Origin of the sequence: Rhizobium lentis, from assembly GCF_014200175.1 — a bacterium.
GTDB lineage: Bacteria > Pseudomonadota > Alphaproteobacteria > Rhizobiales > Rhizobiaceae > Rhizobium > Rhizobium mulingense.
On sequence record NZ_JACHBD010000017.1, the window covers coordinates 11,881 to 32,947 of the forward strand.

The 21,067-nt window shown below is 61.4% G+C and carries 23 protein-coding genes; 17 read left to right on the plus strand and 6 right to left on the minus strand.

Going from position 1 to position 21,067, the window contains the following annotated elements; all coding sequences use genetic code 11:
* Positions 1–129: 129 nt before the first annotated feature.
* Genes hslU through hslV form a run of 3 tightly spaced genes read right to left on the minus strand, consistent with a single transcriptional unit; the run spans position 130 to position 2,460 of the window.
* The gene (hslU, locus tag GGI60_RS28235) at positions 130–1,437 is read right to left on the minus strand and encodes an ATP-dependent protease ATPase subunit HslU (RefSeq protein ID WP_183919610.1); all 1,308 of its coding nucleotides are present in this window, start codon (positions 1,435–1,437) and stop codon (positions 130–132) included.
* On the minus strand, positions 1,434–1,946 hold the full coding sequence (locus GGI60_RS28240; protein WP_183919608.1) for a GNAT family N-acetyltransferase: 513 nt from the start codon (positions 1,944–1,946) through the stop codon (positions 1,434–1,436). The genes hslU and GGI60_RS28240 overlap by 4 nt, the downstream gene beginning before the upstream one ends.
* The gene (hslV, locus tag GGI60_RS28245) at positions 1,933–2,460 is read right to left on the minus strand and encodes an ATP-dependent protease subunit HslV (RefSeq protein ID WP_097605760.1); all 528 of its coding nucleotides are present in this window, start codon (positions 2,458–2,460) and stop codon (positions 1,933–1,935) included. Before hslV ends, GGI60_RS28240 begins: the two co-directional genes overlap by 14 nt.
* Before the next feature lie 175 nt (positions 2,461–2,635).
* On the opposite strand from hslV, the gene hisB reads away from it, so the two are divergent.
* From hisB to coaA, 9 genes are read left to right on the plus strand one after another with little or no spacing between them, the layout of a single operon-like run.
* A complete protein-coding gene (gene hisB / locus GGI60_RS28250) occupies positions 2,636–3,244 on the plus strand; it encodes an imidazoleglycerol-phosphate dehydratase HisB (RefSeq protein ID WP_183919606.1) in 609 nt (202 codons plus the stop codon).
* Positions 3,245–3,266: 22 nt separating this feature from the next.
* A complete protein-coding gene (locus GGI60_RS28255; RefSeq protein ID WP_183919604.1) occupies positions 3,267–3,749 on the plus strand; it encodes a DUF2628 domain-containing protein in 483 nt (160 codons plus the stop codon).
* A gap of 2 nt (positions 3,750–3,751) precedes the next feature.
* On the plus strand, positions 3,752–4,402 hold the full coding sequence (hisH, locus tag GGI60_RS28260) for an imidazole glycerol phosphate synthase subunit HisH (RefSeq protein ID WP_183919602.1): 651 nt from the start codon (positions 3,752–3,754) through the stop codon (positions 4,400–4,402).
* Positions 4,403–4,453: 51 nt separating this feature from the next.
* The gene (locus GGI60_RS28265; RefSeq protein WP_183919599.1) at positions 4,454–4,636 is read left to right on the plus strand and encodes a hypothetical protein; all 183 of its coding nucleotides are present in this window, start codon (positions 4,454–4,456) and stop codon (positions 4,634–4,636) included.
* A complete protein-coding gene (locus tag GGI60_RS28270) occupies positions 4,633–5,190 on the plus strand; it encodes a hypothetical protein (RefSeq protein ID WP_097584068.1) in 558 nt (185 codons plus the stop codon). Before GGI60_RS28265 ends, GGI60_RS28270 begins: the two co-directional genes overlap by 4 nt.
* A 6-nt stretch (positions 5,191–5,196) precedes the next feature.
* Positions 5,197–5,943 (plus strand): 1-(5-phosphoribosyl)-5-[(5-phosphoribosylamino)methylideneamino]imidazole-4-carboxamide isomerase, encoded by a 747-nt coding sequence (hisA, locus tag GGI60_RS28275; protein WP_183919597.1) that lies wholly within the window; start codon positions 5,197–5,199, stop codon positions 5,941–5,943.
* On the plus strand, positions 5,944–6,732 hold the full coding sequence (hisF, locus tag GGI60_RS28280) for an imidazole glycerol phosphate synthase subunit HisF (protein WP_183919596.1): 789 nt from the start codon (positions 5,944–5,946) through the stop codon (positions 6,730–6,732).
* Between the two features lie 17 nt (positions 6,733–6,749).
* A complete protein-coding gene (locus tag GGI60_RS28285) occupies positions 6,750–7,073 on the plus strand; it encodes a phosphoribosyl-ATP diphosphatase (RefSeq protein WP_064686306.1) in 324 nt (107 codons plus the stop codon).
* Positions 7,070–8,065 carry a type I pantothenate kinase gene (coaA, locus tag GGI60_RS28290; protein WP_183919594.1) on the plus strand — a complete coding sequence of 332 codons (996 nt, stop codon included), beginning with the start codon at positions 7,070–7,072 and terminating at the stop codon, positions 8,063–8,065. Before GGI60_RS28285 ends, coaA begins: the two co-directional genes overlap by 4 nt.
* A gap of 17 nt (positions 8,066–8,082) precedes the next feature.
* Here the strand turns inward: coaA and GGI60_RS28295 are convergent, their stop codons facing one another.
* The 3 genes from GGI60_RS28295 to GGI60_RS28305 form a co-directional block, all read right to left on the minus strand.
* A complete protein-coding gene (locus GGI60_RS28295) occupies positions 8,083–8,694 on the minus strand; it encodes an alpha-ketoglutarate-dependent dioxygenase AlkB (RefSeq protein WP_183919592.1) in 612 nt (203 codons plus the stop codon).
* 1 nt (position 8,695) lies between these two features.
* On the minus strand, positions 8,696–9,133 hold the full coding sequence (gene arfB, locus GGI60_RS28300; protein WP_037142462.1) for an alternative ribosome rescue aminoacyl-tRNA hydrolase ArfB: 438 nt from the start codon (positions 9,131–9,133) through the stop codon (positions 8,696–8,698).
* 121 nt (positions 9,134–9,254) lie between these two features.
* Positions 9,255–10,865 (minus strand): phosphoenolpyruvate carboxykinase, encoded by a 1,611-nt coding sequence (locus tag GGI60_RS28305; protein ID WP_097605766.1) that lies wholly within the window; start codon positions 10,863–10,865, stop codon positions 9,255–9,257.
* A 338-nt stretch (positions 10,866–11,203) separates the two neighbouring features.
* Here GGI60_RS28305 and GGI60_RS28310 point away from each other — a divergent pair, with 338 nt between their 5' ends.
* From GGI60_RS28310 to tsaE, 8 genes are all read left to right on the plus strand, one after another.
* Complete coding sequence (locus GGI60_RS28310; protein WP_190233656.1) at positions 11,204–11,941, plus strand: response regulator transcription factor; 738 nt, start codon at positions 11,204–11,206, stop codon at positions 11,939–11,941.
* Positions 11,942–12,019: 78 nt separating this feature from the next.
* Entirely contained in the window at positions 12,020–13,810 is a 1,791-nt protein-coding gene (locus GGI60_RS28315) for a sensor histidine kinase (RefSeq protein ID WP_183919589.1), read from the plus strand.
* Positions 13,807–14,256 (plus strand): HPr kinase/phosphorylase, encoded by a 450-nt coding sequence (locus GGI60_RS28320; protein ID WP_183919587.1) that lies wholly within the window; start codon positions 13,807–13,809, stop codon positions 14,254–14,256. The genes GGI60_RS28315 and GGI60_RS28320 overlap by 4 nt, the downstream gene beginning before the upstream one ends.
* A gap of 150 nt (positions 14,257–14,406) precedes the next feature.
* A complete protein-coding gene (locus GGI60_RS28325) occupies positions 14,407–14,808 on the plus strand; it encodes a PTS sugar transporter subunit IIA (RefSeq protein WP_004672623.1) in 402 nt (133 codons plus the stop codon).
* Positions 14,809–14,817: 9 nt separating this feature from the next.
* Positions 14,818–15,093 carry an HPr family phosphocarrier protein gene (locus GGI60_RS28330; protein ID WP_003544133.1) on the plus strand — a complete coding sequence of 92 codons (276 nt, stop codon included), beginning with the start codon at positions 14,818–14,820 and terminating at the stop codon, positions 15,091–15,093.
* Between the two features lie 278 nt (positions 15,094–15,371).
* Positions 15,372–16,772, plus strand: coding sequence for an adenosylhomocysteinase (gene ahcY / locus GGI60_RS28335; RefSeq protein ID WP_012482107.1), 1,401 nt, complete (start codon positions 15,372–15,374; stop codon positions 16,770–16,772).
* Positions 16,773–16,975: 203 nt separating this feature from the next.
* Complete coding sequence (locus GGI60_RS28340; protein ID WP_183919585.1) at positions 16,976–19,552, plus strand: PAS domain-containing sensor histidine kinase; 2,577 nt, start codon at positions 16,976–16,978, stop codon at positions 19,550–19,552.
* Positions 19,549–21,060 (plus strand): tRNA (adenosine(37)-N6)-threonylcarbamoyltransferase complex ATPase subunit type 1 TsaE, encoded by a 1,512-nt coding sequence (tsaE, locus tag GGI60_RS28345; RefSeq protein WP_183919583.1) that lies wholly within the window; start codon positions 19,549–19,551, stop codon positions 21,058–21,060. The genes GGI60_RS28340 and tsaE overlap by 4 nt, the downstream gene beginning before the upstream one ends.
* The last annotated feature ends 7 nt before the right edge of the window (positions 21,061–21,067 follow it).

The following is a 21,067-nucleotide window of genomic DNA, read 5'->3' on the forward strand; positions in this document are numbered from 1 at the left end:
TTGGCCGAATAAAGCCGGAGCGGAAAACAAAACGGGCCTTCACTAGAAAGTAAAAGGCCCGCTGTCGAGAGTGGAGTTCGTCACAATGCGGCATTCACGCCGGCAAAGAGACGAAGCGGTGCGCCGAGATCACAGGATGAAGCGCGAGAGATCGGTATTCTGCGCGAGATCGCCGACATGTTCGCGCACATAGGCGGCGTCGATGGTGATGGCCGTGCCGCCGCGATCCGGGGCGTTGTAGGAAATATCGTCCAGCACCCGCTCCATCACCGTCTGCAGGCGGCGCGCGCCGATATTCTCGACGGAGGAGTTCAAATGCACCGCGACATCGGCCAGCGCGTCGATCGCGTCGTCGCTGAAATCCAGGCTCAGGCTTTCGGTTTCCATCAGCGCGCGATACTGGCGGATGAGGCTCGCCTCCGTCTCGGTCAGGATCCGGCGGAAATCCTCCTTGTTCAGCGGACGCAACTCGACGCGAATCGGCAGACGGCCCTGCAGTTCCGGCAGCAGATCCGAAGGCTTGGAGACATGGAAGGCGCCGGAGGCGATGAACAGGATATGATCGGTCTTCACAGGCCCGTATTTGGTCGAGACGGTCGTGCCTTCGACGAGCGGCAGCAGATCGCGCTGCACGCCTTCGCGCGAAACGCCGGCGCCCATGCCGCCGTCGCGGGCTGCGATCTTGTCGATTTCGTCGAGGAAGACGATACCGTCATTCTCGGTCGAACGAACGGCCTCGCGCTGGATCACCTCATTGTCGATCAGTTTGTCGGACTCGTCGCGGATCAGGTCGGTATAGGAGGCCTTGACCGTCGTGCGGACCTTCTTGGTGCGCCCGCCCATCGCCTTGCCGAACATTTCCGACAGATTGAGCACGCCGATATTGGCGCCCGGCATGCCGGGGATCTCGAAGCCGCCCATGCCGGAACCGGTATCGGCCACTTCGATGTCGATTTCCTTGTCGTCGAGTTCGCCGTCCCTCAGCTTCTTGCGGAAGTTTTCGCGGGTGGCGGGCGAAGCCGTCGTGCCGACCAGCGCATCGAGGACACGCTCCTCTGCGCTCACATGCGCCTTGGCCTGAACCTCGGCCCGCTTCTTTTCGCGCACCAGGCCGATGCCGACCTCGACCAGGTCGCGGATAATCTGCTCGACATCGCGGCCGACATAGCCGACCTCGGTGAACTTTGTCGCCTCCACCTTGATGAAGGGCGCGCCGGCGAGTTTTGCCAGGCGGCGGGAGATCTCCGTCTTGCCGACACCGGTCGGGCCGATCATCAGGATGTTCTTCGGCATGACTTCGTCGCGCAGGCTCGGGTCGAGCTGCTGGCGGCGCCAGCGATTGCGCAGCGCAATCGCAACGGCACGTTTGGCGTCATGCTGGCCGATGATGTAGCGATCGAGTTCGGAAACGATCTCGCGGGGGGAAAAGGTGGTCATTGCGTATCATTCTCCTGGCGGTCCAGGGCCATCAACAGTGCCCGGCCGTAATTAGTCGTTGTTTCGCCAAGTCCTTGAAAGCCCGCCTTGGTATAGGCTCTGATTGCGAAAACATTGTCAGGATGCGGATCGACGAGGATCCGCTGCGCGCCCTTTGCGAAGAGCATATCGCAGAACCCTATCATAAAGGCCGGTCCGTGACCTTTGCCAACGAGTTCCTCTATGCCGATGAACTGGTCGATGCCGTAGGTGCCCTTCGGCTGGCCGGCGAGCGCTTCATCGTCCTCGTCGTCGAGATTGGCGGCCTGGATAAAGGCGAATTCCTTTCCATTCAGCGTGACCATGAAGCAAGAGACGGAGGCCGTATCGATATGCTCTTCCATTGAAGCCAGCGCCTCGGCCGGATCGCGCCACCAGCGCCTGACATGTTGGCTTTCCAGCCATTTGGCAAGGAGCGGCAGATCAGCCACGGCAAGCGGCCGGAAGGCATAGGGTTCAGCCTTCGGCATCCAGCACTTCCATTACGACATTATGGTTCGTGTAGACGCAGATGTCGGCCGCGATATCGAGAGCGCGGCGGGCGATCTCTTCGGCCGATTTGTCGGTATCCATGAGTGCCAAGGCAGCCGCGAGGGCAAAATTGCCGCCCGAACCGATCGCCGTCGTGCCGTGTTCCGGCTCCAGCACGTCGCCGTTGCCGGTGATCGCGAGCGTAATCGACTTGTCGGCGACGAGCATCATGGCTTCGAGATTACGCAGGTATTTGTCAGTGCGCCAGTCCTTGGCGAGCTCGACAGCGGCGCGCATCAGCTGGCCGGGATATTGCTCCAGCTTCTTTTCAAGCCGCTCGAGAAGGGTGAAGGCATCGGCGGTGGCGCCGGCAAAACCGGCGATCACTTCGCCCTTGCCGATGCGGCGCACCTTGCGGGCATTGCCCTTCATCACGGTCTGGCCGAGGCTCACCTGGCCGTCACCCGCCATCACCACCTTGCCGCCTTTTCGAACAGTAATGATCGTTGTCATAAAACACCTGTCTGCCCATGACGCGGGCTTTTACCTCGACCGTACATCGGCCTTGTTGAGCCCTATGTAAGCAGGCCGGAGCCGATTGCAAATGGGCCGACTTTTCTCTTCCCCGGCTTCTGGATATTTGCCGATGCGCCTGATAAGGAACGGCCTTATTCCGATGGAGGGCCAAATGGCCGAGACCGCAGCAAGCCGTACGGGCAGCGTTTCCCGCAGGACCAACGAGACCTCGATTTCCGTTTCGGTCAATCTCGACGGCACCGGCAAATCGAAGATTTCGACCGGCGTCGGCTTCTTCGACCATATGCTCGACCAGCTTTCGCGGCATTCCCTCATCGACATGGAGATCGAATCGAAGGGCGATCTGCATATCGACGATCATCATACGGTCGAGGATACCGGCATTGCGATCGGTCAGGCGATCTCCAAAGCGCTCGGCGACCGGCGCGGCATCACCCGCTATGCCTCGATCGATCTTGCCATGGACGAGACGATGACCAAAGCGGCGGTCGATCTTTCCGGACGGCCGTTCCTCGTCTGGAACGTCGCCTTCAGTGCGCCGAAGATCGGCACCTTCGACACCGAACTCGTCCGCGAATTCTTCCAGGCGCTCGCCCAGAATGCCGGCATCACCTTGCATATTCTCAACCATTATGGCGCCAACAACCACCATATTGCCGAGACATGCTTCAAGGCCGTCGCCCGCGCATTGCGCACGGCGACAGAGATCGATCCGAGACAGGCGGGCCGTGTTCCCTCAACGAAGGGCACGCTCGTCTGAGCCTCTCAAGGGAGCGGCGACAATGACGTCCAGCTATGTTTTCCTGACGCCGCCCGGCAGCGCAGGCACCAACCTTGACGAGACGCGGGTGATCCGCGACGGCTTCACATGGCTCGGTTTTCTGTTTCCATGGGTCTGGCTGCTGGTCCATCGGCTGTGGCTATACGCGGCGGCGGCCTTTCTGTTGCAGGCAATCGGCGGCGCGCTGATGGACGAACCGGGTCTCTGGCCGGCGGGAGCGGCAATCACGCTGGGCGTGAACCTGCTGGTCGGCCTCGAGGGCCAGAACCTCCGTATTCGCAATCTCGCCGGCCACGGCTGGAACGAAGACGCACTCATTGCAGCCGATACGACGGGCATTGCCGAAGACGTCTACTTTTCCGACAAGGCGGTCCAGGCCGATACTGACGCCACCGTGCCGGGCTGGGAGAACAAGACCCGACCGAACAGCCCGCATGGCCAGGCTACATCGCTTGGTCTCTTTGGATTTGATGGAGGACGCTGACGATGCGCGTCGCAATTATCGACTATGGTTCCGGCAATCTGCGCTCGGCCACCAAGGCTTTCGAGCGGGCCGCGCGCGAGGCGGGCATCGATACGCAGATCGATCTCACCGACAAAGCGGAAAACGTTGCCGCCGCCGATCGCATCGTCCTTCCGGGCGTCGGCGCCTATGCCGATTGCCGGCGCGGCCTCGATGCCGTGCCCGGCATGGCCGAGGTGCTGGTTGAGGCTGTCGAAAAGAGGGCAAGGCCGTTCCTCGGCATCTGCGTCGGCATGCAGCTCATGTCCTCGCGCGGACTTGAGAAGACAGTGACGCGCGGTTTCGGCTGGATCCCCGGTGACGTCATCGAGATGACACCTTACGATCCCGCGCTGAAAATTCCACAGATCGGCTGGAATACGCTCGACCTGAAGCGCGAACATCCGCTCTTCGACGGCATTCCAACGGGCTCCGGGGGCTTGCACGCCTATTTCGTGCATTCCTACCATCTTGCCGCCGAAAATGCCGACGACGTCATTGCGACGGTCGATTATGGCGGGCCGATGACGGCTCTCGTCGGGCGCGACAACATGGTGGGCGCTCAGTTTCACCCGGAAAAGAGCCAGAAGCTTGGCCTCGCCCTGATCGCCAATTTCCTGCGCTGGAACCCGTAATACCGCCGCCTTATTTTCCCTTTATGAAACACGGGAACAGGAGTGCGCTCGATGCCGGCTTCGCGGAAATCAGGCAAGGTGTTCTATATGCTGAGACCCTCCAGAGAGGGGCTGCCGCCCTTCTCGGACATCCGGCTTACCGATGGAACGATCATCCGCCGTGTGGATGAGGCCATTCACCGGAGAGCGCTTTCCAATGCGGCCAAGTCGTTGACAGAAAGGCTGGACCGATGATCCATGAATTCCTTGCCGGCAACGAGAATTCGCAGCTGCGCGCCAACGGCATCAACGCCGGCGACATCACGGAAGCCGTGCTGGAATTTTATATCGAAGGCGAGGACGATCTGATCGGCCTGCTTGCCTATGCCCTTTATGAGCGGCAGAAGCGCGATTTCGTGCTCAGCTACCGCAAGCGCAATGCCGGCCGTTCGCCCAACGAGGCAGAGCTTGCCGCCGTCTCGGGCAATTATCTCTCGACCGACCTGCGCAATACGCTGCGCGACCGCGCCTCGCAGATCCTTGCAAGTTATGCCGAAACCTATGTGGAGGCGATGGAGCCGGAAATCCGGCTCGCCGCCGTCAACAGCCAGGCGCTCCGGGAGGTGCGCGACATCGAGAAATCGATGAAGCGGCGCCTCGGCTTCTGGCGCCAGGTTCGCGCCGGCTTGACCGTCACCCTGCTGCTGCTTCTGCTTTTCGGCGCGGCCACCATTGCCGCTGTCTTTTTCCGCTCGGATATCGTAGATGCGTGGAATGCGCTGATGGTATCGACCACTTTACGGACGTAAGACGACATGATCCTTTTTCCCGCGATCGATCTGAAGGGCGGCCAATGCGTCCGCCTGAAGCTCGGCGACATGCAGCAGGCGACGGTCTATAACACCGATCCAGCCGCCCAGGCGAAATCCTTCGAAGACCAGGGTTTCGAATGGCTGCACGTGGTCGATCTCGACGGCGCCTTTGCGGGACATTCGGCGAATGGCGACGCCGTCGAAGCGATCCTAAAGGCTACGAAGAATCCGGTGCAGCTCGGCGGCGGCATCCGCACGCTCGATCATATCGAGGCCTGGCTCGCGCGCGGGCTGCGGCGCGTCATTCTCGGCACGGTGGCGGTCAGAAATCCTGATCTGGTCATTGAGGCCTGCCGGAAATTTCCCGGTCACGTCGCCGTCGGCATCGACGCCAAGGGCGGCAAGGTGGCCGTAGAAGGCTGGGCTGAGGCTTCGGAACTCGGCGTCGTCGAGCTCGCCCAAAAATTCGAAGGCGCGGGCGTCGCCGCGATCATCTACACCGATATCGACCGCGACGGCATCCTTGCCGGCATCAACTGGGCTTCGACGCTGGAACTTGCCGGTGCCGTCTCCATTCCCGTCATCGCCTCCGGCGGTCTTGCCTCGCTCGACGACGTCACACGCATGCTGGAACCCGATGCAGGCAAGCTCGAAGGCGCGATTTCGGGCCGGGCTCTTTATGACGGCCGTATCGACCCCAGGCAAGCGCTGGCGCTGATCAAGGCCAGCAGAGCCAAGGAGACCGCTTAAATGACCCTCAAGGCCCGTGTCATCCCCTGCCTCGACGTGAAGGACGGCCGCGTCGTCAAGGGCGTCAACTTCCTAAATCTCGTCGATGCCGGCGATCCCGTCGAAGCGGCGAAAGCCTATGATGAGGCCGGCGCCGACGAACTCTGCTTCCTCGACATTACCGCTTCATCGGACAATCGCGAAACGATCTTCGATGTCGTGTCGCGCACGGCCGACCAGTGCTTCATGCCGCTGACGGTCGGCGGCGGGGTGCGTACCATCGCCGATATCCGCAGGCTGCTGCTGTGCGGCGCCGACAAGGTTTCGATCAACTCGGCTGCGGTCAGCAATCCCGACTTCGTCGCCGAGGCGGCCGACAAGTTCGGCGACCAGTGCATCGTCGTCTCGATCGACGCCAAGCGCAGGCTCACGCAGGCGGTCGGCGGGGACAATCTCAGTGCCTGGGAAATCTATACACATGGCGGCCGCAATGCGACCGGCATCGACGCCGTCGAATTCGCCCAGAAGATGGTGGCGCGCGGCGCCGGCGAGCTTCTGGTCACGTCGATGGACCGCGACGGCACCAAGGTCGGCTACGACCTGGAACTGACCCGGGCGATCGCCGACGCGGTTCGCGTGCCCGTCATTGCCTCAGGTGGTGTCGGCGACCTCGACGACCTCGTCGCCGGGGTGAAGGAAGGACACGCCAATGCCGTTCTCGCCGCCTCGATCTTCCACTTCGGCACCTATTCCGTCAGCGAGGCGAAACACTATATGTCGAAGTGCGGCATCGACATGCGTCTCGACTGAGGCTTGAAAGCGGATATATGAGCGGATTTTCCCTTTCCGATCTCGAAAGGATCGTTGAAGAGCGATCGAAGGCCTCGCCGGAGCAGTCCTGGACGGCCAAACTCGTGGCCGGCGGCCAGCCGAAAGCGGCAAAGAAGCTTGGCGAGGAGGCGATCGAAGCCGTGATGGCGGCGGCGACCGGCGACCGTGACAATCTGACCTATGAAGCCGCCGACGTGCTCTATCACCTATTGGTCGTATTGAAGATTGCTGAAATACCGTTAGAGAATGTCATGGCCGAACTCGAGCGCAGAACCGCGCAGTCCGGTCTCAAGGAAAAGGCCAATCGGCAGAGTTCATGAGTATCGCGACTGAGATCATTGGGGTGCCGGAAACATTGGATCACTTCCAGTCCGAATCCTATTCGCCGTACCACTTCTTCTCTTCCGAACAATGGGCGAAGTTCCGCGCCGACACGCCACTGACGCTGACCAGCGACGAGGTCAAGCGGCTGCGTTCGATGGGCGACCCGATCGATCTCGACGAGGTCAGGCGCATCTATCTGTCGCTGTCGCGGCTGCTGTCAGCGCATGTCGAATCCTCGCAAATGCTGTTCGAACAGCGCAACCGCTTCCTGAGCCTCTCCGACGTGACGAAAACGCCCTTCGTCATCGGCATCGCCGGCTCGGTCGCGGTGGGAAAATCGACCACCGCCCGTATCCTCAAGGAACTGCTGGGGCGCTGGCCCTCCAGTCCGAAGGTCGATCTCATCACGACCGACGGCTTCCTGCATCCAAACGCCGTGCTGCAGCGGGAAAAGCTGATGCAGCGCAAGGGTTTTCCGGAAAGCTACGACACGGCCGCGATCCTGCGCTTCCTCTCGGCGATCAAGGCCGGCCGACCGGACGTGCGGGCACCCTGCTATTCGCATCTCGTTTATGACGTGCTCCCGGACGAGTACAAAATCGTCGACCGGCCCGACATCCTGATCTTCGAAGGCATCAATGTGCTGCAATCGCGCGACCTGCCGGCCGACGGCAAGATCGTGCCGATGGTGTCTGACTTCTTCGACTTCTCGATCTATATTGATGCCGCGGAAGATCAAATTCATAACTGGTACGTCACGCGCTTCATGCGGCTACGGGAGACCGCCTTCCGCGATCCGAACTCTTACTTCCATCGCTATGCCTCGATCAGCGATGCGGAAGCTCTCGATATCGCCGCAGATCTGTGGACGAATATCAACCTAAAGAACCTGCGCCAGAACATCCTGCCGACACGGCCACGCGCCGATCTCATCCTCAAAAAGGGCAAGGATCACCTGATCGAACAGGTGGCGCTGCGAAAATTGTAGCAGTCGATCTATCAGCCTCAGGGATTGACGCGGCGCAGCGTTAGATTGATGCGGCCGCCATTCTTCAACAGCGTCGATGTTGCGGGATGAATCCGGTCGACGCCGTGGAAACACAGCCTTCCCTCGCCGCCCAATACGACCAGATCGCCGCTCGACAGTTTGAAAGATAGCGTGCGATCGTTGCGGCTGAGACCGCCGACGCGAAAGAGGCAGCTATTGCCGAGCGAGATCGAGACGACAGGCGCCTGCAGATTGCGCTCGTCCTTATCCTGATGCAGGCCCATGCGCGCGTCGTCGGAATAGAAGTTGACGAGGCAGGCTTCCGGCGGTTTTTCATAACCCGACACGTCATTCCAGATCTCGAGCAACGACTGCGGCATATCAGGCCAGGGCCTGCCGGTGACAGGATGCGTCGGCTGGTAGCGATAGCCGCGCTCCTTGTCCGTCACCCAGCCGAGCGGCCCGCAATTGGTCATGCGCACCGACATCGGCTTGCCGGTGCCTGGCATGGCGGGCACGAAAAGCGGCGCCTCGGCGACCACGGCACGGATCACCTCGACCAGCGCTTCCTGACGCGACCGGTCGAGATATTCAGGCAGATGGCGGACGCCGTTCGACAGTTCGGGCATGTCAGTCGCCGCCACCGGGACGGCCGCGCATTTTCTTGACTTCCGAGCGGCCGGATTTTTCCTTCAGACGGCGTTCGACCGAACCTTTGGTCGGCTTGGTCTTCTTGCGCGGCGGCGGCGGTGGCTTGGCTGCCTCCAGAATCAGTTCCTTCAGCCGTTCGCGCGCGTCCTCACGGTTGCGATCCTGGCTGCGAAAGCGGCTTGCCTCGATCATCAGCACGCCGTCCTTCGACAGGCGCCGGCCGGCAAGCCTGATCGCATTGGCCTTGACGCGGTCATTAAGCGAAGGCGAATTCGCGACGTTGAAAAACAGCTGGACCGCCGTCGAAACCTTGTTGACGTTCTGACCGCCGGGGCCGCCTGCCAGAACGAACTGTTCCGTCAGCTCCCATCCTGAGATGGTGATCCTGTCGTCGATATAGAGCGCGTCGCTGGCCATGTGGCGTTCTATCTCATATCGGCAGCCGGTTGAAAATATCGGCCGTCAATCGAACAACCCGGCAATCCTGCGATGCCGGGTTTCACGTGAGTCAGAGACGTTGTTTTAGGACGGGCTCAGCTTATTCGGCGGCGACCTTGACGCCGGGTGCCGCATCGCGGACGCCGCCGTCGACGTGATTCTCGAACTTGGCGAAGTTGGCGATGAACATCGAAACCAGCTTTTCGGCCTGCGCGTCATAGGCCGGCTTGTCGGCCCAGGTCGAGCGCGGATCGAGAATGCCGCCGTCGACACCGTCGACGGAAACCGGCACGGCGAAGCCGAAATTCGCATCCGTGCGGAATTCGACCTGGCCGAGTTTGCCGCTGAGGGCGGCGGCGAGCAGCGCGCGCGTCGCCTTGATCGGCATGCGCTTGCCGGTGCCGTAGGCGCCGCCGGTCCAGCCGGTATTGACAAGCCAGCATTCGACGCCGTGGCGGCCGATCAGATCCTTGAGCAGGTTGCCGTATTCGGCCGGATGCCGCGGCATGAAGGGCGCGCCGAAGCAGGTCGAGAAGGTCGCTTCCGGCTCGACGACGCCCTTTTCAGTGCCGGCCACCTTGGCGGTGTAACCGGAGAGGAAGTGGTACATCGCCTGATCCGGCGTCAGCCGGGCGATCGGCGGCATGACGCCGAAGGCATCGGCGGTCAGCATGATGATCGTCTTCGGATGCCCGGCCCGGCCCGTTGCCGAGGCGTTCGGGATGAAATGCATCGGATAGGCGCAGCGGGTGTTTTCGGTCAGCGACCCGTCGTCGAAATCGGGCTCGCGGCGGTCGTTCAGCACGACATTTTCGAGCACGGTGCCGAAGCGCTGGGTCGTCGCATAGATTTCCGGCTCGGCCTCGGCCGACAGACGGATGGTCTTGGCGTAGCAGCCACCTTCGAAGTTGAAGATGCCGTTCTCACTCCAGCCGTGCTCGTCGTCGCCGATCAGCGTGCGCGCCGGATCGGCCGAAAGCGTCGTCTTGCCCGTGCCGGAAAGACCGAAGAAGACGGCCGCATCGCCATCGGGGCCGACATTGGCCGAGCAGTGCATCGGCATCACGCCCTTGGCCGGCAGCAGATAGTTGAGCACGGTGAAGACCGACTTCTTCATTTCGCCGGCATAGGACGTGCCGCCGATAAGGACGAGGCCGTTGGTGAGATCGCAAGCGATCACCGTTTCCGTGCGGCAGCCGTGGCGGGCCGGATCGGCCTTGAAGCTTGGCAGGTCGATGATCGTCAGCTTCGGCACGAAGGCGGCGAGCGCCGCCGTCTCCGGGCGGATCAAAAGATTGCGGATGAACAGCGAATGCCAGGCGAATTCGGTGACGACGCGGGTCGGCAGGGCATGACCTTCCTCGGCGCCGCCGATGAGGTCCTGGACGAAAAGGTCCTTGCCGGCGGCATGGGCCAGCATATCGTCGCGCAGCAGCGCGAAATGCTCCGGCGAGAGCGGCTTGTTGTTGTCCCACCAGATCTGGCCATCGGTATTGGCATCACGAACGACGAACTTGTCGCGCGGCGAGCGGCCCGTATGCTGACCGGTGAGAGCTCTGAGCGCGCCCTGAGCGGTCAGTTCGGCTTCACCCCGGCGGATGGATTCTTCATAGAGCGCTGCGGCAGAAAAGTTATAGCGAACGCTGGCTGCGCCGCCCAATCCAACCGTTGCGAGCTCCGTTGCCGGGTTATGAACTCCGAACTTTTCCATGGCTACTTCCCTTCGCTCAGGCGCGTTGCCGTTAAAACTGACTGCGAAAATAAGGGTAGAAATTTTAAAACACAAGAGACTAAAATTGAGAAAGTTCAGTAATATCAAAGTATTAATCGATTTAAATTTCTCGATGGTATTTTAAATCGTTTGAAGAGGTCGCGTTGCAACAGTTTGTCGCGCTACTTGAGATTGTGGGGAATTTTTACGACAATCCTCCCTTTATCTTTGCCACAATTTGTTCCACCTTTATCCTCCATAAGCGCATCCGGTCATTGAGACCGCCTGGGGACGACGAAAATCCGGGAGATTGCGCACTGATGACGGAGACCAACACCATGCCGACAATCGCGCTCGTTGACGACGACCGCAACATCCTCACCTCGGTGTCGATCGCACTGGAGGCCGAAGGATATAAGGTCGAGACCTATACGGACGGTGCCTCGGCGCTCGACGGCCTTCTGGCGCGACCGCCGCAGCTGGCGATCTTCGATATCAAGATGCCGCGCATGGACGGCATGGAGCTGTTGCGCCGCCTGCGGCAGAAATCGGATATCCCGGTCATCTTCCTCACCTCCAAGGATGAGGAGATCGACGAGCTGTTCGGCCTGAAGATGGGCGCCGACGATTTCATCACCAAACCTTTCTCGCAGCGCCTGCTGGTGGAGCGCGTGCGCGCCGTCCTGCGTCGCGCTTCGAGCCGCGAAGCCGCGGCCGCCGGCGGCACGAGCCCGAGCGGCACGCCGAAGGCCGGGGCCGTGCAGCAGGCCCGTTCGCTGGAGCGTGGCCAGCTGGTCATGGACCAGGAGCGGCATACCTGCACCTGGAAGGGCGAAGCGGTGACGCTGACGGTGACCGAGTTCCTGATCCTGCATTCGCTGGCGCAGCGTCCGGGCGTCGTCAAGAGCCGCGACGCGCTGATGGATGCCGCCTATGATGAACAGGTTTATGTCGACGACCGGACGATTGACAGCCACATCAAGCGGCTGCGCAAGAAATTCAAGATGGTCGATACCGATTTTGATATGATTGAAACGCTCTACGGAGTGGGATACCGATTCCGCGAAGCAGCCTGAGCCTCGACGGCGCAGCGCGAGACATAGTTGAGGGTTGCGGGCCGGTTATCCGGCCCCGCCCTTCGAAAGGGCCTGTCATTGGCACAATTGGTGCAGGAAAGGGATCTGGACGATGCGGAGGGCGTGAGCACCCGTCGCGTCCGAGGCCGCCGTTGGTCGCATCCCTTCACGCTGATTCGCCGCATCTTCGGCAATGCCGTCTTTTCGAGCCTGACGCGGCGCATCGTCTTCTTCAATCTCGTCGCGCTGCTGGTGCTCGTCGGCGGCATCCTTTACCTCAACCAGTTTCGCGAAGGCCTGATCGACGCCCGCGCAGAAAGCCTGTTGACGCAGGGTGAGATCATCGCGGGGGCCGTTTCGGCCTCCGCATCTGTCGATACAAATTCGATCACCATCGATCCGCAGAAGCTGCTCGAACTGCAGGCGGGCCAGAGCATCACCCCGGTGCCGAACGACGAGGACCTGGAGTTTCCGATCGATCCCGAGAAGGTCGCCCCCGTCCTGCGCCGGCTGATCTCTCCAACGCGCACGCGCGCCCGCATCTTCGATGCCGACGCCAATCTGCTGCTCGATTCGCGTCACCTATATTCGCGCGGCCAGGTGCTGCGCTTCGACCTGCCGCCGGTCGAGGAAGAGAAGCAGACCTGGAGCGATTGGTTCGCGACCCTGTTCAACAAGGCGCTGCAGCCCGGCAATCTGCCGCTCTATAAGGAAGCACCGGGCGGAGACGGGTCGATCTATCCCGAGGTGATGAACGCGCTGACCGGCGTGCGCGGCGCGGTCGTGCGCACCACGGAGAAGGGCGAACTCATCGTTTCCGTCGCCGTGCCGATTCAGCGCTTCCGCGCCGTGCTCGGCGTGCTACTCTTGTCGACGCAGGCCGGCGACATCGACAATATCGTGCATGCCGAACGGCTGGCCATCATGCGGGTCTTCGGCGTGGCGACGCTTGTCAACGTGTTGCTTTCGCTGGTGCTGTCGTCGACCATCGCCAATCCGCTGCGCCGTCTTTCGGCAGCGGCCATCCGGGTGCGCCGCGGCGCCAAAACACGCGAGCAGATCCCCGACTTCTCCGCCCGCCAGGATGAAATCGGCAATCTTTCCATCGCCTTGCGCGAGATGACGACGGCACTTTACGACCGCATCGATGCGATCGAGAGCTTTGCGGCCGATGTCAGCCACGAACTCAAGAACCCGCTGACCTCGCTGCGCAGCGCCGTCGAAACGCTGCCGCTCGCCAAATCCGAGGATTCTAAGAAACGACTGCTGGATGTCATCCAGCACGACGTGCGCCGTCTCGACCGCTTGATCAGCGATATTTCCGATGCCTCGCGTCTCGATGCCGAACTCGCACGCGTCGATGCCGGCTCCGTCGATATGGAAGTGCTGCTGCGCGACCTGATCGAAGTGTCCCGCCAGATCAGGGGCAGCAAGAAGCAGGTGGAGATCGAATATGCGATCGAGCGCAAGCCGAACATCAAGACGCGCTTCGTCGTCAACGGCCACGACCTGCGCATCGGCCAGATCATAACGAATCTGATCGAAAATGCCCGATCCTTCGTGCCTGAGAAGGGCGGCAAGATCACCGTGCGACTGGTGCGCACACGGTCGCGCTGCGTCACCACCATCGAGGACAACGGTCCCGGCATCCAGGCGGAGAATATTGACCGCATCTTCGAGCGCTTCTATACGGACCGGCCGGAATCGGAAGGTTTTGGCCAGAATTCCGGCCTTGGCCTTTCGATCAGCCGGCAGATCGCCGAAGCTCATGGCGGTTCGCTGAGGGCGGAAAACATCACCGAGGGCGATAGCGGGCGCATACTCGGCGCGCGCTTCATCCTCGCTCTGCCCCTCGATGCCGCAGCATGAGCGAGGCTCCCAACATCCATGCGACAGCGATCGTCGTGGGCAGGACGGGACTCCTGTTCAGCGGGCCCTCCGGCTGGGGGAAATCGATGCTGGCTTTCACCTGCATGACCGAGGCTCGGCGTCTCGGTCTGTTCACGGCGCTGGTTGCCGACGATCAGGTGCTTCTGTCAGAAGAGGCAGGCACGGTGATCGCCACTTGCCCGCCATCGATCGCCGGGCTGATCGAACTGCGCGGCACCGGCATCGTCCGACTGGACCATATCCCTCAGGCGGCCATGCATTATGCCGTGCTTCCGGGCAGTGCTTCCGGCGAAAACCGCGTCCCCCCCGAGGGCGAAATCGTCAGCCTTGCCGCCGGTTTTTCGCTTCCCGCGTTGCGGTTGCTCACAAGCGTGCCGTCACCGCTGGCAGTCCTAATAGCGAAAGCGCCTGATATCGGGGATTGAAGGCTTCCCGATTGATCAATCTGCCTTATATGTTTGCATTTTTATCTTGCACTTCGGCTTTTCATCGCCAAGATGTGCCCCCACCGGTGGACGTAATTGCTGCATTGCGATATCTCAGCCATCGTTTGCGTATATGGGAGCAGTAATATCATGATCGGACTTGTGCTTGTCACTCATGGCAAGCTGGCTGAAGAGTTTCGTCATGCTGTCGAGCACGTCGTCGGTCCTCAGAAATTCATCGAGACGGTCTGTATTGGCCCCGAAGACGACATGGACCAGAGACGACAGGACATTCTGCAAGCCGTTTCCGGCGCCGATGATGGCCATGGCGTCGTCATCCTGACCGACATGTTCGGCGGCACGCCGTCCAACCTCGCCATATCGGTCATGAGCAGCGGCCATACCGAAGTTATCGCCGGCGTCAACCTGCCGATGCTGATCAAGCTCGCCGGGGTGCGCGGCGAGAACAACATGGAGAAGGCGCTGGTCGAGGCTTCCGAAGCAGGGCGGAAATACATCAATGTCGCGAGCCGTGTGCTCAGCGGAAAATAACGGCGCTTCATGACATCGCTTTCCCGGGAACTCCTCATCATCAACAAGCGCGGCCTTCACGCGCGCGCTTCGGCCAAGTTCGTTCAGATGGTCGAGACCTTCGATGCCGCCATCACCGTCTCCAAGGACGGAATGACGGTCGGCGGCACGTCGATCATGGGCCTGATGATGCTTGCGGCAAGCCCGGGCTCCAGCGTCGTGGTCTCGGCGAGCGGCAGCCAGGCCGAGGAAGCGCTGGAGGCCTTGGACCAGTTGATCCAAAACCGGTTCGGCGAAGAGATGTGAGCATAGGCCGAGCTCATATAAACATATAAAGACTTCTTTATATGCTTATTGCCTTCCCACCAGAAGCCTGCTAAACGGCGGACATGCCGTGCGCTGAAGCGTGTCGCATCGAACACTGGTTCATGCGATGCGGTTTGGCTCTTTGGTGTTGTGCATCTCGCGATCCCGGAACTGCTGCACATATCCGGGCGATATGCATCGGCACGCGGCCTATCCGTCGCGCGGTCATCTTCGCGCCTGCGCCAATTTTTGAGACGTTTTTCAGCCTGGAGACCTCTATGAGCACTGAAAAAGATTATGTCGTCGCCGATATCGGGCTTGCGGATTTTGGCCGCAAGGAAATTACGATCGCCGAAACCGAAATGCCGGGGTTGATGTCCTGCCGCGCCGAATTCGGCGATGCAAAGCCGCTGAAGGGCGCGCGCATCACCGGTTCGCTGCACATGACCATCCAGACGGCCGTGCTCATCGAAACGCTAGTGGCCCTCGGCGCCGAAGTCCGCTGGGCCTCGTGCAACATCTTCTCGACGCAGGACCATGCCGCTGCCGCGATCGCCGCTGCGGGTGTTCCCGTTTTCGCCATCAAGGGCGAGTCGCTCGAGGATTATTGGGTTTACACCGACAAGATCTTCCAGTGGGCCGATGGCGGCCTTTCCAACATGATCCTCGATGACGGCGGCGATGCCACCATGTATATCCTGCTCGGCGCCCGCGCCGAAGCCGGCGAGGACGTATTGTCCCATCCGCATTCTGAGGAAGAGGAAATCCTCTTCGCACAGATCAAGAAGCGCCTTGCCGCTTCGCCGGGCTGGTTCACCAAGCAGCGCGATGCGATCAAGGGCGTTACCGAAGAAACCACGACCGGCGTCAACCGTCTGTACCAGCTTAGCCAGAAGGGCCTGCTGCCCTTCCCGGCGATCAACGTCAACGATTCCGTCACCAAGTCGAAATTCGACAACAAGTACGGCTGCAAGGAATCACTCGTCGACGGCATTCGCCGCGGCACCGACGTGATGATGGCCGGCAAGGTCGCCGTCGTCTGCGGTTATGGTGACGTCGGCAAGGGTTCTGCCGCTTCGCTCTCCGGCGCCGGCGCCCGCGTCAAGGTCACCGAAGCCGATCCGATCTGCGCCCTGCAGGCGGCGATGGACGGCTATGAAGTCGTCCTGCTCGAGGATGTCGTTTCCTCGGCCGACATCTTCATCACCACGACCGGCAACAAGGACGTCATCCGCATCGACCATATGCGTGAGATGAAGGATATGGCGATCGTCGGCAATATCGGCCACTTCGACAACGAAATCGAAGTCGCCGCGCTGCGGAACCTCAAGTGGACCAACGTCAAGCCGCAGGTCGACCTGATCGAGTTCCCAAAGGGCAACCGCATCATCCTTCTCTCCGAAGGCCGCCTGCTCAACCTCGGCAATGCGACGGGCCATCCGTCCTTCGTCATGTCGGCTTCCTTCACCAACCAAACGCTGGCCCAGATCGAGCTCTTTACCAAGCCCGGCCAGTACGAGAACAAGGTCTACATTCTGCCGAAGCACCTCGATGAAAAGGTCGCGCGCCTGCATCTCGACAAGCTCGGTGTGAAGCTTACTCAGCTTAGCGAGGAGCAGGCTGCCTATATCGGCGTCTCGCCGAAGGGCCCGTTCAAGTCCGACCACTACAGATATTGATCTTATCATCGATATCCACAAGATGTAGAAGCCGCGGCATTGACAAATGCCGCGGCTTATTTTTTGGCCGCTCCCTTCCCGCAGATTCCCTTCCGAAGTATTGTTTTAAGACTTGATTCGTGGCGCCGGACCCCGTCCGACCGCTCCGAAAATGGGATGTCTTGTCGTAATGCGGCACATTGAAGGACGGAGACATACCGCGGATGTCGGAATTGAAAAACAGCCTGCCCGGTCAGGCGGACGACGGCGCTCGCGCCCATCGCCGTGCGGGCCAAGACTATAAATCTGCAACGGCACACGAGGCCGCAAAGCAAGAGCATGGATCATTGGCGCGCTTCTTGAAAACCTGCGCGGCCGGCACGGCACTTGCCGCGTTGGCGCGGCCGGTTCTGGCCCAGGGCGAGCACCAGGCGGCAGCCTCGGCTCACCTCTTCACCTCCTCGCAGGTCATCGGCGTTTCCGTCGTCATTGGCGTCATATCGGCGGCGCTGCTTTCGACGCTCTGGCTGGTGCGCCAGCGCGGCAATCTGGAAAACGAGAGCCGGGAAATCCGCTCGGCGCTCTCAGACGCCCAGCAACGCATTTCACAATATCAGGCCCTGATCGCCGATAAGAACCGACGGATCGTCATCTGGGACGGCAATGCCCGTCCTGAATTGCTCGGCCAGCTTCCGCCGGAGACCGGCGCGCCGCAGGATGGCGAATTCCTGGCCTTCGGCCTCTGGCTGAAATCACGCTCAGCCTCTGACCTGGAAAAGGCGATCGACCGGCTGCGCGACGAGGCGCAGAGCTTCGACATGGTGGTCGAGACCATCCGCGACGAGGTCCTCGAGGCCCAGGGCCGGGTGTCCGGCGGACGCGCGTTCGTCCGCTTTGTCGCGCTCAATAATCTGCGCGCCGAGCTTGCCGAACTCAGGATCGAGCGCGACCGGCTGATGACCTCGATCTCGGCCTTCCAGACCATGCTCGACGCGATCGACATGCCGGCCTGGCAACGCGATCCGGCGGGTCGCCTGACCTGGGTCAACCAGGCCTATGGCGACGCGGTCGAGGCGCGCTCGCCGCAGCAGGCGATCAATGAAGGCCGCGAAATGCTGACGACCGTAGCGCGCGAACGCATCCGCGCGACGACGACGCCGGAATCGCCGTTCCACGACACGATCTCGACGGTCGTCCATGGCAACCGTACATTCTTCGATGTCGTCGACGTAACGCTTCCCGGTGGCTCGGCCGGGATCGCAATCGACGTGTCCGATATCGAGGCGGTGCGCGCCGAGTTGGACCGGACGCTGAAGAGCCATGCCGAGACGCTCGACCATCTCGCCACGCCCGTCGCCATCTTCGACGGCGAGCGCCGGCTGCAATTCTACAACCAGGCCTTCGTGGCGCTCTGGGAGCTCGATATCGCCTTTCTCGAAGGCCGGCCAGACAATAGCGAACTGCTCGAGCGCCTGCGGGCGGCCAAGAAGCTGCCGGACCAGCTCAGCTGGAAAAGCTGGAAGGAAGCGGCACTTTCGGTCTATCGCGCGCTCAATACGCAATCGGACCTCTGGCACCTGCCCAACGGTCAGACGCTGCGCGTCTTCGCCACCGCCCATCCGCAGGGCGGCGCCACCTGGGTCTTCGAAAATCTGACGGAACAGGTCGATCTCGAAATGCGCTACAACACGCTGGTCAAGGTGCAGGGCGAAACGATCGACCACCTTTCCGAAGGTGTGGCTGTGTTCGGCCCGGATGGACGCATCCGCCTGTCCAACCCGGCCTTCCGAGCGCTCTGGGGGATCACCGAAGCCGAGGCAAAGCCCGGCACCCATATCCGGGCGCTCGGCGAGGCCTGCGCCCCCTCCTATGACCGCCCGGACGGCTGGAAGACCTTCACGGAACTGATCACCAGCTTCGACGACGAGCGCCGCTCGGGCCAGGGGACGCTCGAACTGTTCTCCGGCCTCGTGCTCGACTACGCCGTCATCCCGCTGCCGAACGCGCAGACCATGCTGACCTTCGTCAATATGACGGACAGCGTGCGGGCCGAGCGGGCGCTGACCGAAAAGAACGAGGCGCTGCGCAAGGCGGACGAGTTGAAGAACGACTTCGTTCAGCACGTTTCCTATGAATTGCGCTCGCCGCTGACCAACATCATCGGCTTCACCGACCTGCTCCGCACGCAGGGTGTGGGGCCGCTGAACGAGCGGCAGGCCGAATATATCGACCATATCTCCACCTCGTCCTCGGTTCTGCTGACGCTCGTCAACGATATTCTCGACCTTGCGACCGTCGATGCTGGGATCATGCGCCTCAACTATGCGGAAATCGATCTCAACGACCTGCTCGACGACGTCTCGATGCAGATCGCCGATCGGCTGCAGGAAAGCGGCGTGGCGCTCGAAATTACCGCGCCTGCCTATCTCGGCTCGATCGTCGCCGATCCGCAGCGGCTGAAGCAGATCCTGCTCAAGCTTCTCTCCAACGCGGCGAATTTCTCGCCGGAGGGCAGCTCAATTTCGCTGGAATGCCAACGCGAAGGCACGGATTTCGTCTTCTCCGTCCGCGATCGCGGCCCCGGCATCTCGCCCGACATGATCGCGACCGTGTTCGACCGGTTCGCGACGGGCGCTAAAAGTGGAAAACGCGGCGGTGCCGGCCTCGGTCTTTCGATCGTTGACAGTTTCGTCAGCCTGCATCACGGCGACGTGACGATCGCCAGTGAGCCGGGCAAGGGCACGACGGTCGTCTGCCGTATCCCCTCGGTCGATATCCCCCATTCCGCCGCTGCCGAATGACGACGACCGATACGATCTCGCTTTTCCTGGAGGACGAGGCGGCCACCATTCGCCTCGGCGAAGACTTGGCGCTCGCCTTGAAGGCCGGCGATTGCCTCGTCCTTTCCGGTGATCTCGGTGCCGGCAAATCGTCGCTCTCCCGGGCGATTCTGCGTGCCATGGCCGATGACGATGGGCTTGAGGTCCCGAGCCCGACCTTCACGCTGGTGCAATCCTACGACCTGCGAATCCCGGTTTCGCACTTCGACCTCTATCGGCTCGGCGACGCCAGCGAATTGACGGAGCTCGGCTTCGACGAGGCGCTGGAGAACGGCATCTGCCTCGTCGAATGGCCGGAGATGGCTGACAGCGAATTGCCGGCAGAGCGCATCGCCCTGACGCTGGTGCATGAGGGCAGCGGCCGCCGGGCAACGATCGAAGCCGCCGGCCAGCAGGCCCAGCGCATCCGCCGGGTCTTCGCGATCCGCGATTTCCTCGACGGGGCCGGCTATCCCGACGCCAAACGCCGCTTCCTGACAGGCGATGCGTCGCTGCGCGCCTATGAAGCGATCTATCCGGATGCCGCTCCGCGAAAAATCCTGATGGACTGGCGCCCGCATCCCGAGGGGCCGCCGGTCTACGACGGCAAGCCATATCCCAAGGTCGCCCATCTGGCACAGAACGCCTATCCCTTCGTTGCGATTGCCGATGCACTGCGCGAACGGGGGTTTGCAGCGCCGGAGATCTACAAGGTCGACTATGAGCAGGGCATCCTGCTGATCGAAGATCTCGGCACCAAAGGCGTGCTCGATGACGCCGGCCGGCCGATCGCCGAGCGTTACCGGCAAAGCGTCGCCTGCCTTGCCCATCTTCATTCCATGCAGTTTCCGCAGGATATCCCCGTTTCCGCCGCGCACACGCATCACATTCCCGACTTCGATCGCACGGCGATGAAGATGGAAGTGCAGCTTGTGTTCGACTGGCACATCGCCTGGAAGCGCGGCTCCGCACCCTCGGACGCAGAGCGCAAGGACTATCTGGCGATCTGGGACGCGCTGATCGATGAACTCGCTGCGGCGGAAAAGAACGTGCTGCTGCGCGATTTCCACTCGCCGAATATCATCTGGCGGCCCTGGGAGTCCGGCGTCAAACGGATCGGCCTGATCGATTTCCAGGATGCCATGATCGGCCCCACGGCCTATGATCTTGCCTCGATCGTCCAGGACGCACGCGTGACGATCGAGCCGGAACTGTTCCGGCAGCTGATGAACGATTATCTCACCCTTCGCCATGCCCAGGGCCGTTTCGACGAAGCCGGATTCATGAAGGCCTGGGCGATCATGTCGGCGCAACGCAACTGCAAGCTTGCCGGTCTCTGGGTGCGGCTGCTGCAGCGGGACGGCAAGCCCGGCTATCTCAAGCATATGCCGCGGACGCTCGCCTATCTCAACGTCGCGCTCGAGCATGAGACGCTTGCCCCCTTGCGCGATTGGTGCGCAAGGGCTGGAATAGGCCAAAGCGAATCATAAATTCCGG